The sequence below is a fragment of the Polymorphospora sp. A560 genome, assembly GCF_045781765.1.
In the GTDB taxonomy this organism is placed as follows: Bacteria; Actinomycetota; Actinomycetes; order Mycobacteriales; family Micromonosporaceae; genus Polymorphospora; species Polymorphospora lycopeni.
Genome location: NZ_CP122282.1, coordinates 6,257,768 through 6,273,858, shown reverse-complemented (window position 1 = coordinate 6,273,858; position 16,091 = coordinate 6,257,768). Strand labels below are relative to the sequence as shown.

At 73.8% G+C, this 16,091-nt stretch carries 14 protein-coding genes and 1 pseudogene; 11 read left to right on the top strand and 4 right to left on the bottom strand.

Annotated elements, in window-relative coordinates; genetic code table 11:
* Positions 1-26: 26 nt before the first annotated feature.
* The 3 genes from QCD66_RS28465 to QCD66_RS28455 all read left to right on the top strand — a co-directional run bounded on the left by QCD66_RS28465 (position 27) and on the right by QCD66_RS28455 (position 2,185).
* Entirely contained in the window at positions 27-314 is a 288-nt protein-coding gene (locus QCD66_RS28465; RefSeq protein WP_375734733.1) for a DUF5522 domain-containing protein, read from the top strand.
* A gap of 9 nt (positions 315-323) precedes the next feature.
* Positions 324-1,520, top strand: coding sequence for an L-2-hydroxyglutarate oxidase (gene lhgO, locus QCD66_RS28460; protein ID WP_375734732.1), 1,197 nt, complete (start codon positions 324-326; stop codon positions 1,518-1,520).
* Positions 1,521-1,621: 101 nt separating this feature from the next.
* Entirely contained in the window at positions 1,622-2,185 is a 564-nt protein-coding gene (locus QCD66_RS28455; RefSeq protein WP_375734731.1) for a hypothetical protein, read from the top strand.
* Between the two features lie 53 nt (positions 2,186-2,238).
* On the opposite strand, the gene QCD66_RS28450 is transcribed toward QCD66_RS28455, so the two are convergent.
* A complete protein-coding gene (locus QCD66_RS28450) occupies positions 2,239-2,931 on the bottom strand; it encodes a metal-dependent transcriptional regulator (protein WP_357536016.1) in 693 nt (230 codons plus the stop codon).
* A 99-nt stretch (positions 2,932-3,030) separates the two neighbouring features.
* On the opposite strand from QCD66_RS28450, the gene QCD66_RS28445 reads away from it, so the two are divergent.
* The 3 genes from QCD66_RS28445 to QCD66_RS28435 all read left to right on the top strand — a co-directional run bounded on the left by QCD66_RS28445 (position 3,031) and on the right by QCD66_RS28435 (position 7,886).
* The gene (locus QCD66_RS28445; protein WP_375734730.1) at positions 3,031-3,882 is read left to right on the top strand and encodes a sulfurtransferase; all 852 of its coding nucleotides are present in this window, start codon (positions 3,031-3,033) and stop codon (positions 3,880-3,882) included.
* A 185-nt stretch (positions 3,883-4,067) separates the two neighbouring features.
* On the top strand, positions 4,068-5,285 hold the full coding sequence (locus QCD66_RS28440) for an acetoin utilization protein AcuC (RefSeq protein WP_375734729.1): 1,218 nt from the start codon (positions 4,068-4,070) through the stop codon (positions 5,283-5,285).
* A gap of 3 nt (positions 5,286-5,288) precedes the next feature.
* Entirely contained in the window at positions 5,289-7,886 is a 2,598-nt protein-coding gene (locus QCD66_RS28435; RefSeq protein WP_375734728.1) for a GNAT family N-acetyltransferase, read from the top strand.
* Positions 7,887-8,245: 359 nt separating this feature from the next.
* Here the strand turns inward: QCD66_RS28435 and sigB are convergent, their stop codons facing one another.
* Positions 8,246-9,268: an RNA polymerase sigma factor SigB gene (gene sigB / locus QCD66_RS28430; protein ID WP_375734727.1), complete on the bottom strand. Its 1,023-nt coding sequence runs from the start codon at positions 9,266-9,268 to the stop codon at positions 8,246-8,248.
* A gap of 297 nt (positions 9,269-9,565) precedes the next feature.
* Between sigB and QCD66_RS28425 the strand changes: the two genes are divergently transcribed.
* The gene (locus tag QCD66_RS28425; protein ID WP_357536026.1) at positions 9,566-10,354 is read left to right on the top strand and encodes a sporulation protein; all 789 of its coding nucleotides are present in this window, start codon (positions 9,566-9,568) and stop codon (positions 10,352-10,354) included.
* A 104-nt stretch (positions 10,355-10,458) separates the two neighbouring features.
* Here the strand turns inward: QCD66_RS28425 and dtd are convergent, their stop codons facing one another.
* Positions 10,459-10,881 carry a D-aminoacyl-tRNA deacylase gene (gene dtd, locus QCD66_RS28420; RefSeq protein ID WP_364207826.1) on the bottom strand — a complete coding sequence of 141 codons (423 nt, stop codon included), beginning with the start codon at positions 10,879-10,881 and terminating at the stop codon, positions 10,459-10,461.
* Between the two features lie 74 nt (positions 10,882-10,955).
* Positions 10,956-12,419: pseudogene (locus QCD66_RS28415) on the bottom strand (methyltransferase); the annotation flags it as partial.
* A 282-nt stretch (positions 12,420-12,701) separates the two neighbouring features.
* Here QCD66_RS28415 and QCD66_RS28410 point away from each other — a divergent pair.
* The 4 genes from QCD66_RS28410 (at position 12,702) to QCD66_RS28395 (ending at position 16,089) form a co-directional block, all read left to right on the top strand.
* Entirely contained in the window at positions 12,702-12,851 is a 150-nt protein-coding gene (locus QCD66_RS28410; protein WP_357536032.1) for a hypothetical protein, read from the top strand.
* A complete protein-coding gene (locus QCD66_RS28405) occupies positions 12,851-14,095 on the top strand; it encodes a YeiH family protein (protein WP_375734726.1) in 1,245 nt (414 codons plus the stop codon). Before QCD66_RS28410 ends, QCD66_RS28405 begins: the two co-directional genes overlap by 1 nt.
* Positions 14,096-14,299: 204 nt before the next feature.
* On the top strand, positions 14,300-15,310 hold the full coding sequence (locus QCD66_RS28400) for an ABC transporter ATP-binding protein (protein ID WP_364207822.1): 1,011 nt from the start codon (positions 14,300-14,302) through the stop codon (positions 15,308-15,310).
* Positions 15,307-16,089, top strand: a complete 783-nt coding sequence (locus QCD66_RS28395) for an ABC transporter permease (RefSeq protein ID WP_364207820.1) — start codon at positions 15,307-15,309, stop codon at positions 16,087-16,089. The genes QCD66_RS28400 and QCD66_RS28395 overlap by 4 nt, the downstream gene beginning before the upstream one ends.
* Positions 16,090-16,091 lie beyond the last annotated feature (2 nt).

The window sequence follows — 16,091 nt, the reverse complement described above, 5'->3', positions numbered from 1 at the left end:
CAGCCGGTCGGGCGTAGGGTCGGGGGGTGCGGGGGGAGCGGCGGTTGCCACTGGCCGGCCGGCCGTTGACCGAACCGCATCCGGCACGGCTGGCCCCCGACCATCCGGCCCGGGACCGGATCCTCGCCGCCCACACCGCCGCCCTCCATGGCGGCGACGCCGGCTATCGGGATCCCGACACCGGACTGTTCGTGCTGACCGCGGCCTTCCTGGCCAGGCGGGGGACCTGCTGCGGACGGGGGTGCCGGCACTGCCCGTACGTCGACGACGAGCCGCCCGGTGGACCGGCCCCCGACCCCACGCCCACCCGGTAGCGTGCGCCCATGGCGAGATACGTGGTGATCGGTGCCGGCATCGTCGGGCTGGCGACCGCCCACCGGCTCACCGAGGAACATCCCGACGCCCAGGTGACCGTGCTGGAGAAGGAACCGCGGGTGGCGGCCCACCAGACCGGCCACAACTCCGGGGTGATCCACGCCGGCGTCTACTACAAGCCGGGCAGCCTCAAGGCCAGGCTGTGCCGGGCCGGCAGCGCCTCGATGGTGCGGTTCTGCGCCGAGCACGGCATCCCGGTCGAGGTGTGCGGCAAGCTGATCGTGGCCACCGACGAGTCCGAGGTGCCCCGGCTGCGCGCCCTGCACGAGCGGGCCGTCGCCAACGACCTGCCGGTCCGGCTGATCAGCGGCGAGCAGGCCCGGGAGTACGAGCCGCACGTGCGCGGCGTCGCCGCCCTGCACGTGGCGTCGACCGGCATCGTCGACTTCACCACGGTCTGCACGACGCTCGCCGCACTCGTCGAGAAGGCCGGGGCCCGGGTCCGCCTCGGCACCCGGGTCACCGCGCTGAGCACCCGGGGCGCGGAGCAGGTCGTCGGCACCACCGACGGTGACGTGGTCGCCGACGTCGTGGTCAACTGCGCCGGCCTGTACGCCGACCGGATCGCCCGGCTGGCCGGCGTCGTCCCGCCCGCGCGCATCGTGCCGTTCCGCGGCGAGTACTTCGAGCTGCGGCCGGACCGGCGGGACCTGGTCCGCGGGCTGATCTATCCGGTGCCCGACCCGCGTTTCCCGTTCCTCGGCGTACACCTGACCCGGATGATCGACGGCTCGGTGCACGCCGGGCCCAACGCCGTACTGGCCACCGCCCGCGAGGGCTACTCGTGGCGACGGTTCGACGTGCGCGACGTCGCCGACCTGGCCGGGTATCCGGGGCTGTGGCGGCTGGCACGCGGGCACCTCGGGTACGGCCTGACCGAGGTACGCCGCTCGCTGTCCCGCCGCCGGTTCGCGCACAGCCTGGCCCGGCTGGTGCCGGAGGTGACCGCCGCGGACCTGGTGCCCAGTGCCGCCGGCGTACGCGCCCAGGCGATCGCGCCCGACGGCGGGCTCGTCGACGACTTCCTGATCCTCCGCCGCGACCGCCAGGTGCACGTGCTCAACGCGCCGTCGCCGGCCGCGACCAGCTCGCTGGAGATCGCACGGCACATCGTCGCCGGCCTGCCGGCACCGGCCGCCGGCTAGGGCGGACACGCCGGGCGGTACCGGACTTTCGTGACGGCGTCGGAGTGCGTACGGTGTCCGACGGACCGCCGCGCCGGCGGCCGTACGTCTGGAGGTGGCCAGTGCGCGCACGCACCGGCATGATCGGCATGGGTCTCTTTCTGCTGGCCGGGTGCGGATCCGACGCCGCGGCCGTACCGCCGCCGCCGGCACCGCCGCCCGTGGTCACCGCCCTGCCGGCATCGGTCGCCGGCGGCGCGTGCGTACTGCTCGACTACGCCGTCATCGAGGAGACCACCGGCACCAGGTTCACCGTCGCGGCGGCGATGGAGCACCAGAAGACCCGTACCTGTGTGGTGCAGGACGAGGGGGCCAGCCGACCCGATCTCGTGCTGTCGCTGACCGCCACCGGCGCCGACCAGGGGGTCTTCACCAGCGAGATGGTCCCCAAGGGGGCGACCACCGTCAAGGAACTGGGCAAGGGCGCGTACCGGTCGACGACGGCGCCGGCCGGCGACGACGGTGCCGCCGCCGAGGTCGGCTGGCTCACCGGGGAGGGACGGCTGGTCACCCTGCGGTACACGTTCCCGGTCGGGCCGGAGCGGTCCGCCGCCGACGAACTCGCGCCGAAACTGGTCGAGCTGGCCCGGCAGGTCGCGCCGAGGGTCGCGGACTTTCCCAAGTAGCCACAACCGACGCGGCCCCGGGCGGTTGCCCGGGGCCGCGTCGGCGGCGTGGCTCAGTGCGCGGCGACGAAGACCCGCGAGGCCACCTCGCGCGGCAGCCGGATCTTGTCACCGGAGCGGTCGATCGTCACCCCGTCCCGTTCCTGGGCGACGGTCACCGTGACGCCGGGGTCGACACCGGCGGAGTGCAGCTGGCGCAGCACCTCGGCGTCGGTCTGCACGCTCTCGCAGATCCGCCGGACGACGACCTGCCCGGTCAGACCCGGGAAGGCGAGGTTGCGTTCGCCGTCGGGCGCGGGGGGTGCGCCGGCCGGCCCGGGCTCGGCCGCGCCGAACGCCTCCAGACCCGGGATCGGGTTGCCGTACGGGGAGCGGGTCGGCCGGTTCAGCAGGTCGTAGACCTTCTTCTCGACCGCGTCGCTCATCACGTGCTCCCACCGGCAGGCCTCTTCGTGCGCCTCCTCGTAGGGCATCCCGATCACGTTGACCAGCAGCAGTTCGGCGAGCCGGTGCTTGCGCATGACCGAGACCGCGTTCGCCCGGCCGAGTTCGGTGAGTTGCAGATGGCGGTCGCCCTCGACGGTGAGCAGCCCGTCGCGTTCCATCCGGGCCACGGTCTGGCTCACCGTGGGGCCGCTCTGACGGAGCCGTTCGGCGATGCGCGCGCGCAACGGCGGCACACCCTCCTCCTCCAACTCGAGGATGGTGCGTAGATACATCTCGGTGGTGTCGACGAGGTCGTTCACAGCAGGTGTCCTCCCAAGCCTCGATCCTACCCCGATAAACAGGACGTCAGCCTCTTGCGGAACGGGCGCCGGCGGTCCTGATGGTGTTGACTGTTCGACGTGTCCGTACCCATCGATCCCCTGGTCGGCGTGGCTGCCCTCGCCGCGTCGCTCCGGTCGGCCCGGCCGCCCGTCGTCCTCGACGTCCGCTGGCGGCTCGCCGGCCCGCCCGGCCGCGACGACTACGCCGCCGGCCACCTGCCCGGTGCCGTCTTCGTCGACCTCGACACGCAACTGTGCGGGCCGCCCGGCGCGGGCGGTCGGCACCCGCTGCCGGACCCGGCGGCCCTGGCCGGGGTGCTGCGCGCGGCCGGGATCGGGGCGGGGCGGCCGGTCGTGGTCTACGACGGCGGGGAGGGCCAGGCCGCGGCCCGGGCCTGGTGGACGCTGCGGTGGGCCGGTCACGAGGACGTACGCGTGCTCGACGGCGGGTTCGCGGCGTGGGTCGCGGCCGGTGAGCCGGTGACGACGGCGGTGCCCGAGCCGGAGCCGGGCGACTTCACCGTCCGTCCGGGTGGCCTGCCGGTCCTCGACGCGTCGGCGGCGGCCCGGCTCGCCGGTGACGGCGTGCTGATCGACGTCCGGGTGCCGGCGCGCTACCGGGGCGAGACCGAGCCGGTCGACCCGGTGGCCGGGCACATCCCCGGTGCCGTCAACCTCCCGACGACCGAGCACGTCGGCGCCGACGGCCGGGTACGGCCCGCCGACGCGCTGCGGGCCGGGTTCGCGCGGGTCGGCGTCACCGACGGGGTACGCGTCGGCGCGTACTGCGGGTCCGGGGTGACCGCCGCCCACACCGTGCTGGCGCTGCACCGGGCCGGCCGGACGGACGCCGCGCTCTACGTCGGGTCGTGGAGCGGGTGGGTGACCGACCCGGCCCGCCCGGTCGCGACGGGCGACGGACCGGACTGAGCCGGCGGCCGGGCCGCGGCCGCCCCGGTCGCCACCGGGACCGGCCGCCTTGGCCAATGCCGGGACCGGGCGGCCTTGATCGACGCCGGGCGACCGGCCGGCCGCCGGCCGGCGTGCGACGATGGCGGCATGTCGGAGAGGGCACGTCGGCGAATGGCGGCAGGTCGGCGAATGGCGGCACGTCGGTGAGTGGTGGCACGTCGGCCGGCCGGGCGACGGCCGACCGGTGCGAGACGTTGGTGGTCTGGGACGACGCCCTGCTGTCCTACGACCTTGGTGACCATCCGCTCGACCCGGTGCGGGTCGAGCTGGCCATGGCACTGGCCCGTGACCTCGGCGTGCTCGACCGTCCCGGGGTGACGGTGGCGGCGCCGAAACCGGCCGACGACGCCGCGCTGACCCGGGTGCACCGCGCCGACTACCTGCACGCCGTGCGCGCCGCGCCGCACGACCCCTTCTTCTCCGGCTACGGCCTGGGCACCAGCGACAACCCGGTCTTCGAGGGGATGCACGAGGCGAGCGCGCTGATCGCCGGCGCCACCCTCACCGCCGCCGAGGCGGTCTGGCTCGGCCGGGCCCGCCGCGCGGTCAGCGTCGCCGGCGGGCTGCACCACGCCATGCCCGGTCGCGCCGCCGGCTTCTGCGTCTACAACGACCCGGCGGTCGCCATCGCCCGCCTGCTCGACCTCGGCGCCGAGCGGGTGGCCTACGTCGACATCGACGTGCACCACGGCGACGGGGTGCAGGAGATCTTCTACCGTGACCCGCGGGTGCTCACCGTCAGCGTGCACGAGACCCCGCTGGCGCTGTTCCCGGGCACCGGCTTCCCCGACGAGACCGGCGGGCCGGGCGCCGAGGGCAGCGCGGTCAACCTGGCCCTGCCGCCGGGCACCGGTGACGTGGCATGGCTGCGCGCCTTCGACGCGGTGGTGCCCTCGGTGCTGCGCGCGTTCCGGCCGCAGATCCTGGTGAGCCAGTGCGGCGCCGACAGCCACCGGGCCGATCCGCTGGCCGATCTGCGGCTGTCCGTCGACGGGCAGCGGGCCGCCCAGTTGGCGATGCGGGCCCTGGCCGACGAGCTGTGCGACGGCCGCTGGGTGGCGACCGGCGGCGGCGGATACGCGCTCGTCGAGGTGGTGCCACGGACGTGGACGCACCTGCTGGCGACGGCCACCGGCGAGCCGATCGACCCGGCCACGCTGACCCCGGCCAGCTGGCGGACGCTGGCGCTGACCCGCCGGCCGGGCAGCGACGTGCCGATCCGGATGACCGACGATGCCGACGTGCGGTTCGAGCCGTGGCAGCCGACCGGCGAGCCCGATGCCGTCGACCGGGCCGTGATGGCCACCCGCCGGGCCGTGTTCCCGTTGCACGGCCTGGATCCGCACGACCCGAGGGACTGACCGGTGGCCGGCACCGACCGTTCCGCGGACGTGCTGCTCAGTGACGGCACGACCGCGCACCTGCGCCCGATCACGCCCGACGACGCCGCCGCGATCGTGGCCATGCACTCGCGGTTCTCCGAGCGCACCCGCTACCTGCGCTACTTCTCGCCCTATCCCCGCATCCCCGAGCGTGACCTGCACCGGTTCGTCCACGTCGACCACCACGACCGGGAGGCGTTCGTGGTGGTGTCCGGCGACCGGATCGTGGCGGTCGGCCGCTACGAGCGGTTGGGGCCGGCGGCCGGCGACGCCGAGGTCGCGTTCGTGGTGGAGGACGCCCACCAGGGCCGGGGCATCGGGTCGGTGCTGCTGGAGCATCTCGCCGCCGCCGCGCGGGAGGCCGGGATGCGCCGGTTCGTCGCCGAGGTTCTGCCGGTCAACGCCGCGATGCTGCGGGTCTTCTCCGACGCCGGCTACCAGATCCAGCGCGAATACGCCGACGGTGTGGTGCATCTCAGTTTCCCGATCGCTCCCACCGAGCAGTCGCTGGAGGTGCAGTGGGGGCGCGAGCACAGCACCGAGGCGCGGTCGATCGCCCGGCTGCTCGCCCCGCGCGGTGTCGTGGTGTACGGCGCCAGCGCGACCGGTCAGGGCATCGGGGCGGCCGTACTCGGGCACCTGCGCGACGGCGGCTTCACCGGTGCGGTGGTGCCGGTGCACCCGTCGGCGGCCACCGTCGGCGGGCTGCCGGCGCACCCGTCGGCCGTCACGGCGGGCGTCCCGGTCGACATCGCCGTCGTGGCGGTGCCGCCGGACGTGGTGCCGTCCGCCGTCGCCGACGCGGCCACGGCCGGCGTGCACGGGCTGGTCGTCCTCTCGGCCGGTTTCGCCGAGGCCGGCCCGGACGGCGCGGCCGCGCAGCGCGAGCTGACCCGTTCGGCATACGCGGCCGGCATGCGGGTGGTCGGCCCGAACTGTCTGGGGATCGCCAACACCGACGAGCGGATACGCCTCAACGCCACGCTCGCCCCGCGGCTGCCGGTGGCGGGGCGCACCGGCTTCTTCAGCCAGTCCGGCGCGTTCGGGGTGGCGCTGCTGGCCGAGGCCGACCGGCGGGCGCTGGGCCTGTCGAGCTTCGTGTCGGCCGGCAACCGTGCCGACGTCTCCGGCAACGACCTGCTCCAGTACTGGCAGGACGATCCCGGCACCGACGTGATCCTGCTCTACCTGGAGACGTTCGGAAACCCGCGCAAGTTCGCCCGGCTGACCCGGCGGATCGGCCGGACGAAGCCGATCGTCGCCCTCGCCTCCCCGGCCCGCGGCCCGGCCACCGGCGTCGGCGCCGGTCCTGCCGACCCGGTCATCGACGTCGGCGTCGGTCCCGCCGGGCCGGACGGTGCGGCGGTGACCGAGCTGTTCGCCCGGTCCGGCGTGATCCGGGTCGACACCGTCGCCGAACTGTTCGACGTCGGCGTCCTGCTGGCCAAGCAGCCGCTGCCGGCCGGTCGCCGGGTCGGCATCGTCACCAACTCCTCGGCACTGGCCGGGCTCGCCGCGACGGCGTGCCGGGCGCTCGGGCTCACCGTCGCCGACGGCTACCCGGCCGACGTCGGGCCGCGGGCGAGCGCACACGACTTCGCCGACGCGCTCGCCGACGCCGCGGTCGCCCCGGACGTCGACGCCCTGGTGGTGGTCTTCGCCCCGCCGCTGCCCGGCCAACTGCCCGACGAGGACACCGACTTCGCCTCCGCGCTGGCCAGCGTGGCGCTGGCCGGCGACCGGCCGACCGTCGCGACGTTCCTCGCCGGTCGGTTGCCGGACGGGGTGCCGTCCTACCCGTCGGTCGAGGAGGCCGTCCGGGCGCTGGCCCGGGTGGTCGCCTACGCCGACTGGCTGCGGCAGCCGCCCGGGGTGCTGTCCGCTCTCGACGGCATCGACCGGCGGCGGGCGGCGGCGGTGCTCGACGCCGGGGGAGCGGTGCCCGACCTGCTCGCGGCGTACGGGATCGAACTGGTCCGCGTCGAGCTGGCCGCGTCCGCCGACGCGGCCGTACGGGTCGCCGAGGGGATCGGCTTCCCGGTGGTCCTGAAGGCGGCCGGCGGTGGGCTGCGGCACCGGCTCGATCTCGGGGCGGTACGGCTCGATCTTCCCGACGCCGACGCGGTCCGGCGTGCCTACGTCGAGATGGCCGGCCGGTTCGGTGCCGAGGTGCTGGTCCAGCCGATGGTGCCGCCCGGGGTGGCGTGCGTCGTGGAGACTGTCGAAGACCCGGCGTTCGGGCCGGTGGTCGGCTTCGGGCTCGGCGGGGTGGCGACCGAGCTGCTCGGCGACCGGGCCTGGCGGGCCGCGCCGCTGACCGACACCGACGCGCTGGCCCTGGTCGACGAGCCACGGGCGGCGCCGCTGCTGCACGGCTACCGGGGCACCGAACCGGTCGACCGGGCCGCCCTCGCCGAGCTGCTGCAACGGGTGGGCCGGCTGGTCGACGACCATCCGCGGATCCGGTCGCTGCGGCTCAACCCGGTGCTGGCGCGTACGTCGGGACTGTCGGTCCTGGACGCGCAGGTGCGGATCGCCCCGTCCGCCGTACGCCCCGACACCGGCCCCCGCCGGCTGTAGACCGGTTGCGCGGGGACCGCCGATTCGGGCACCGCACAGCTTGCCCGTCCCGGTGTGGATGCGGCATCGTGACGATCGACATCGACAACTGTCGATCAATATCTCCGGGTTCCGGTCGGCCGTCCGAAGAGGAGATCGAATGCGCTCGTCACGCACCGCCAAGCGGACCGGCGGCTTCCTCGGCACCCTGTTCGCCGGTGCCGTGCTCAGGTCGGCCAGTTCTACGCGATCTCGGTGAGCGTCGTCGACGTGTACGGGGTGGCGACGGAACGGCTCGCCGTGCAGTGCCGGCGCATCTGGCAGTAGCCCGAACGCGCGTACGGCCGGCCGTGATGGACACGGCCGGCCGTGGCGGCGTCTCAGTTCGCGTACGCCTCGAGTCGTTCGGCGCGCGACGGGTGGCGCAGCTTGAGCAGCGTCACCTTCTCGATCTGGCGGATCCGCTCCCGGGAGAGCCCGAACTCGCGGCCGACCTCGTCGAGGGTGCGCTGGCGGCCGTCGTCGAGGCCGAACCGCAGCCGGATCACCGCCTGCTCGCGCTGGGACAGGGTGGCGAGCACGACGTCGACCTCGTTGCGCAGCATGCCCCGGGAGACCGCGTCGCCGGGCTCCTCGCGCGGGTCGACGGCGGCGACGAAGTCGCCGAGCGCGCTCTCGCCGTCCTCGCCGACGGCCTGGTCGAGGCTGACCGGCTCGCGGTCGTAGGAGATCAGTTCGATCACCTGGAACTCCGGCACGCCCATCGCCTTGGCGACCTCGCCGACGGTGGGTTCCCGGCCGAGGGTGGTCGACAGGTCGCGGCGGGCCCGGACCATCCGGTTGACCTGCTCGACCATGTGCACCGGGATGCGGATGGTGCGGGCCTGGTCGGCCATGGCGCGGGTGATGGCCTGGCGGATCCACCAGGTGGCGTAGGTGGAGAACTTGTAGCCCTTGGTGTAGTCGAACTTCTCGACGGCGCGGATCAGGCCGAGGTTGCCCTCCTGGATCAGGTCGAGGAAGGCCATGCCCCGCCCGGTGTAGCGCTTGGCGATGCTGACCACCAGCCGGAGGTTGGCCTCGAGCAGGTGGTTCTTGGCCGCCTGGCCCTCGGCGACGATGATCTCCAACTCGGCGCGCAGGTCGGCCGGGACGGACGTGCCGCCGAGCTTCTCGTCGGCGTAGAGGCCGGCCTCGATCCGCTTGGAGAGTTCGACCTCCTGCACCGCGGTGAGCAGCTTGGTCCGGCCGATGCCGTTGAGGTAGGCGCGGACGAGGTCGGCGGAGACGCCGCGTTCGTCGATGGCGTCGAGGTCGGTCAGGGTGTCGCCGGGGGCGTCGTCGGCGGTCGTGTCAAGAGTGGGACGGGCCGTCGCGGCCGGGTCGATCTCGGTTTTCGTCATGTCCAGAACCACCTTCAGTCGCCTCCCCGCGTCGACATGTGGTGCGGTTTTCCCAGCGGCGGGATCGCGCTGGTGAGGAACAGCTTGGTCGTCGAGGCGTGAAGCGGGGGTGAGGCGGGACGCAGGTGGCATGAATCCGGTAGACCACTAGGGGACCCCGGTGGTGGTTAGCGCCGGTTTGGGAGGAATGTGAGCCGGTCACCCGACAGTCGCGTCTTGCCGGCGGCGGTTAGTGTGCCATCCAGCGGCCAGTCAGACACCCCTGCGGCCAATGGACGAAAGGCAACGGAGGACGTCGTGGTCTTCAAGCGGATGATGCAGGCGTTCGGCGTGGGCGGACCCTCCGTCGAGACGGTTCTCGGCAACCCCAACGCCCGTCCCGGCGGATACCTGGAGGGTCAGGTGCACGTCGTCGGCGGTGACCACGCCACCGACATCGAGGCCGTCACCCTCGCGCTGTCCACCCGCGTCGAGGTCGAGAGCGGCGACAGCGAGTACGAGACGACCAAGGAGTTCCACCGGCAGCGGCTGACCGGCCCGTTCCGGCTGGAGAGCGGGCAGCGCTTCGACATCCCGTTCCGGTTCGACGTCCCGTTCGAGACCCCGATCACCGACATCTACGGGCAGCGGCTGCACGGGATGACGATGGGCCTGCGTACCGAGCTCGAGGTGGCCCGCGCCGTCGACAAGGGCGACCTGGACCCGGTGGCGATCCACCCGCTGCCCGCGCAGGAGCGGATCCTGGAGGCGATCGCCCGGCTCGGCTTCCGGTTCTCCCGGGCGGACGTGGAGAGCGGCCGGATCTACGGTGTCGAGCAGACGCTGCCGTTCTACCAGGAGATCGAGTTCTACCCGGCGCCGCAGTACGCCAGCGCCCTCAACCAGCTCGAGGTGACGTTCCTCGCCACCCCGCACTTCCTCCAGGTGGTGCTGGAGATCGACAAGCGTGGCGGCCTGTTCACCGAGGGCCAGGACGCGTTCGGTCGGTTCACCGTCGACTACGCGCAGGCCGAGCACACCGACTGGGTCGCGCAGCTCGACGCCTGGCTGCGCCAGTCGGCCCAGAAGCGCGGCCTGTTCTTCTGACCCACGCCGGGTCCGGCGCCAAGATCGCCGTGATCAGGGACCGTGCGGGTCGACACACCGGCGACCCGCACGACGTACTCCCTGATCACGGCGATCATGGGCGGTCAGAGTTCCAGGAGGACCGTACGGGGGCCGACGTTGACGCTCTCGACCAGCATGTGCGTCCGGAACCGGCCGGTCTCCACCTTGGCGCCGCGCTGCCGCAACGCCTCGGCGAACGCGGTCACCAGCGGCTCGGCGACCCCGGCCGGTGCCGCCGCCGTCCAACTCGGCCGCCGCCCCTTGCGCGCGTCGCCGTAGAGGGTGAACTGGCTGACCACCAGCACCGGCGCGCCGACGTCGGCGGCCGACCGCTCGTCGTCGAGGATCCGCAGCTCCCACACCTTGCGCGCCATCGTGTCCGCGGTCGCCGCGGTGTCGCCGTGGGTGACCCCGAGCAGCACCAGCAGCCCGTCGTCGACCGCGCCGACCACCTCGCCGTCGACCGTCACGCTGGCCCGGCTCACCGTCTGCACCAGTGCCCGCACGGCGGTCAGCCCCGCACCGGCGCGGTCACGCCACCGGCCGTGCCACCGATCACGCCGCCGACCGGTCCGGCCCCGTCGCCGGCCGGTGCCACGACACCGCGCTCGACCAGGTGGGCGACGATCGGCAGGGCCGCCTCGGCGAGGTCGTCCTCGGTGACCTCGTGCGCCAGCGCCAGCAGCGCGAGCTGGTCGCGCAGTGGCACCGAACCGTCGCAGCCGCCGACCAGCGCGAGCACCAGCGGGTCGACCTCCTCGCTCCAGCGCAGGCCGTCGCGCATGGTCAGGACCTGCCGGTCCACCGCCCAGCCCTCGTCGCCCATCGTCGCCTCCTGACGCAGCACCAGGCCGTCCGCCGCCCGGTAGCGGGTCGACAGCAACCGCTCGGCGTCGCGGTCGCGCAGCCAGTCCTGCCGGCCGAACCAGGCCGCGACCTGCTCGCCCAGCGGCTGCTCGACCTGCTGGCGCAGGTCTTCGACGCGTACGACGGGATCGGTGCGGCCGCTGCGGCGCAGGGTGATCAGCCCGAAGCCGACCGCCTCCACCTTGTGCGCGTCGAACCAGTCCAGCCACGCGGCGGCCCGGTGCGGGTCGGCGTCCTCGCTGGCGTCGGCGAGCCACAGGCTGACGTACGCCATCGGGTCGGCGACCTCGCGCTGCACGACCCAGGCGTCCAGGCCGGTGCCGGCGAACCAGCCGGCGACCCGTTCGGTCCAGTCCTCGCCGCCGACGTGCACCCAGTTGGCCAGGTACTGCATCGTGCCGCCCTCGGCGAGCAGGCCGGGTGCGGCGGCGGCCAGTTCGGCGCAGACGCCGTCGCCGGCCCGGCCGGAGTCGCGGTAGATGTGCGTGGCGGTGCCCGGCCCGACCACGAACGGCGGGTTGCTGACCACCAGGTCGAAGCGCCGGCCGGCCACGGGGGAGACGAGGTCGCCCTGGAGCAGTTCCCACTTCTGCCCGTTGAGGGCCGCGGTGGTCGCGGCGAACCGCAGCGCGCGTACGGACAGGTCGGTGGCGGTCACCGTGTCGGCGTGCCCGGCCAGGTGCAGCGCCTGCACGCCGCAGCCGGTGCCGAGGTCGAGGGCGGTGCCGACCGGGCGGCGGACGGTGGCACCGGCGAGCGTGGTCGACGCCCCGCCGATGCCGAGCACGTGGTCGGCGGGCAGCGGCTGGCCGGGTCGGGCCGTCGCCGGCACGTCGGACAGCACCCACCAGTCGGAGCCGTACGGCTCCAGGTCGACGGCCTGCCGCAACCCGTCGCCCCAGCGTTCGACGAGGCCGGCGGCCCGCGCCTCGGCGAGCGGCAGCGGGGCGAGGGCGGCCTCGACGGCGGCCTCGGGTTCGGTCTGCCCACACACGAAGAGCCGGATCAGGGTGCTCAGCGGGTCGCGGTCGCCGGTCAGCCGCAGCGCGGCCCGCAGGTCGTTGCGCCCGGCCGCCGCCGCGGCCTGTGGGCCCAGCCGTTCGGCGATGCCGGCGGCGGTGAAGCCGGCTGTGGTCAGTGCGTCGCGTAGTTGGTCGATCCCGGCCGGAGAAAGCAGGGCCGGAGGTACGGGATGCGCGTCGTTGACTGTCACCCTGCCATCCTGCCGGCTCGCCCCGGCGTGGCGGGCGGCAACCCGGCCAACGGGGCGCGGGATCGAACCGGTGGCATGTCCCAGATAGCGAACAGTCTCTTGATATTCCTATCGGGAAAGTAGGAATATGGGCAGCGCTCCTCCCCGTGGCGACCCCCGCCGCGTGCCGGCGACGCCACCCCCGCCTCGCCCCACCCCCGTACCGCCGTGGGACGGCCGTGGCCCACCCCGAAGAAGGACCCCCGAATGAGTGACGACAGACCCACCCCCGAGCCGGCACCGACGCAACCCGAGAGCACGCTGGCCTTCAACGAGGACTGGGCGGCGACGGTCCTCGGGCTCGTCCTGCTCGCCCTGGTCCTGCTCGGCGTCATCCCGACCGGGCTGGTGCCCTGATGACCGCCGACGCCACCCGCCCCGCCGACCCCGACGCGACCCGCCCGGCCGACCCCGACGCGACCCGCCCGGCCGACCCCGATGTCACCACCCCGACCACCGCGCCGGAAACCACCGCGCCGGAAACCGGCCTGCCGACCACGGCGAAGACCGGCCGGGGCGTACGCGACGGCGCCTTCTGGGCCTGGACCGCCGTCGGCCTGGTGGTGGTCTTCGCGCTCGCCGCGCTCACCCGCTACCTCGAACAGGGCGTACCCGAATGGTTCGCGGGCACCTCGGTCGAGGACCTGGCGGCCGCCGTCGAATACCCCGTCTACGCGATCCTGCTCGGCCTGCTCGGCAACGTCGTCGTCACGGTGACCGGCATCCGGGACCGGATCGCCGTCGCGTTCCGCACCGAGTTCTTCATCAAGACCGGCCTGGTGCTGCTCGGCGCGTCGATCAACCTGTCGGTCATCGTCAGCGCGGCCGGCCCGGCCATCGCCCAGGCGATCCTGCTGATCAGCGCCGTGTTCCTCTTCACCTGGTGGCTCGCCGGCCGGTTCGGGCTCGACGACCGGCTGCGCGCGCTGCTCGCCTCGGCGGTGTCGATCTGCGGCGTCAGCGCCGCCATCGCCGCCGCCGGCGCGGTCCGCGCCCGCCGGGAACAGCTCGCGTACACCGCCAGCCTGGTCATCCTCTTCGCCCTGCCGTCCATCTTCGTCCTGCCGTGGCTGGCCGGCGTGTTCGGGCTGAGCCCGGCGGTGGCCGGCGCCTGGATCGGCGGCAACATCGACACCACCGCCGCGGTCACCGCGGCCGGCGCCCTCGCCGGCGAGGAGACGCTCCAGATCGCCAGCATCGTCAAGGTCACCCAGAACGCCCTGATGGGTGTCGTCGCGGTCGCGCTCACCGCCTACTTCGCGTACAAGGTGGACCGGACCGCCGGCTCGGCCCGGCCCGGCGCCGGCGAACTGTGGCGGCGGTTCCCGAAGTTCGTGCTCGGCTTCATCGCCGCCTCGGTGATCGCGACGATCTACCTGCGGAACGCCGGCAGCGACGGCCGGGCGGTCATCGGGGTCGTGAACGACCTGCGTACCTGGTTCCTGATCCTGGCGTTCGTCAGCATCGGCCTGGAGTTCCGGGTCTCCTCGCTGCGCGAGGCCGGCTGGCGGCCGATCGCCGTCTTCGCCAGCGCCACGGTCTTCAACCTGGTGGTGGCGCTGGCCCTGGCCTCGCTGCTGTTCCGCGACTTCGCCGGTTAGCCGGGCGATCCGCCGCCGACCGGGCGGCGGGTGCGGGAAGGACCGGCCGGGCCGGACCGCTGTCGGGGCGGTCCGGCCCGGCCTCCCGCGTCGGCGGGCGGCACCGACCCATGAGATTTGTCATGGGGCAGCGGTGCGCGATCCATCCGGACCGGTGTGCCGGCGCACTGCCCCCGGCGGGCCGTACGCCGAAGACTGGACCGCATGGAAAAGCCAACATCCCCCGCGGTCGAGGTACGCGACCTGCGCCGCCGGTATGGCGGCCCGAAGGGCTACGAAGCGGTCCGGGGCATCTCCTTCACCGTCGACTCCGGCGAACTGTTCGCCCTGCTCGGCACCAACGGCGCCGGCAAGACGTCCACCCTCGAACTCGTCGAAGGGCTCGACCGGCCCACCGCGGGCAGCGTCCGCGTCCTCGGCCTGGACCCGGTCCGGCACCGGGCCCGGGTCCGGCCCCGGATCGGCGTCATGCTCCAGGAGGGCGGCTTCCCGTCCGACCTGACGGTGACCGAGACCGCCCAGATGTGGGCCGGCACGCTGACCCGACCCCGCCCCGTCGGCGAGGCGCTCGACATGGTCAACCTGCGGCACCGGGAGAAGACCGTCGTCAAGCAGCTGTCCGGCGGCGAGCGCCGCCGGCTCGACCTGGCGCTGGCCCTGCTCGGCCGGCCCGAGGTGCTCTTCCTCGACGAGCCGACCACCGGGCTGGACCCCGAGAGCCGCCGCAACACCTGGCGGCTGGTCCGGGCCCTGCTGGTCGACGGCACCACCGTCGTGCTGACCACCCACTACCTCGAAGAGGCCGAGGAACTCGCCGACCGGCTCGCGATCATGCACCGGGGCGAGATCGTCACCACCGGCACCGTCGCGGACGTGGTGGCCAGCCGCCCGGCGCGGATCAGCTTCGACCTGCCCGCCGGACTCGACGTACGGCAGTTGCCGCCACTGTCCGGCCGGCGGCCCGACCTCGACGCCGCGAAGGTGACCACCGGCCGTACCGGGCAGCGGGTCACCCTCCAGACGGACACCCTCCAGGCGGCGCTGACCGACCTGCTCGGCTGGGCCGCCGCCCGCGACCTCGAACTGCCCAACCTCGACGCCCGCTCGGCGTCGCTGGAGGAGGCGTTCCTCGCGGTCGCCGACGACCGCACCGACCCCACGGCAAACACCACGACCGCCGGTACGGCGGCCCGCACACCGGAGGTGGCGGTATGACCGGGGCCCTGCGCCGGATCACCCGACTCGGCCGTACGGAGATGCTCCTGCTCTGGCGCAACCGCACCGCCGTCGTCACCGCGGTGCTGCTGCCGATCGGTACCGTCTGGTTCCTGGCCTCCCTCGGTATCGACGCCGGCGGGCTGTCCGCCGGGGCGTTCGCGGTGACCGGCCTGCTCGGCTTCGTACTGCTGTACGTCGTCTACTACAACCTGGTCACCACGTACGTGGCCCGGCGTGAGGAACTCGTGCTCAAGCGGCTGCGCACCGGGGAGATGACCGACGCGCAGATCCTCGCCGGCACCGCCGTGCCGGCGGTGGTCGTCACCCTGGTGCAGGCGGTGCTCGCGGTCGTCGCCGGCGCGGCCCTGCTCGACCTGGCCGTACCGGTGAACCTGCCGGTCCTGCTGGTCGGCCTGGCGGGCGGCATCGTGCTGTTCGTCCTGCTGGCGGTCGTGTCGTCGACGTTCACCCGCAACGTGGAGATGGCCCAGATCAGCACCATGCCGGTCCTGGTCGTCTGCATGATCGGCTCCGGGCTGGTCCTGCCCCTGCAGAGCATGCCGGACCTGCTCGCCGACGTGGCCGCGTTCCTGCCGCTCACCCCGGTCGTCGAACTCGTCCGGCTGGGCTGGCTGGGAACCACGACCGGCGCCGACCCGACGGGCTTCACCGGGGTGTTCGGGCCGGCTGTCGTACCGCTGCTGATCCTGCTCGGCTGGACGGCGCTCGGCGTGGTCGGCATGCGCCGCTGGTTCCGCTGGGAACCGCGCCGCTGATC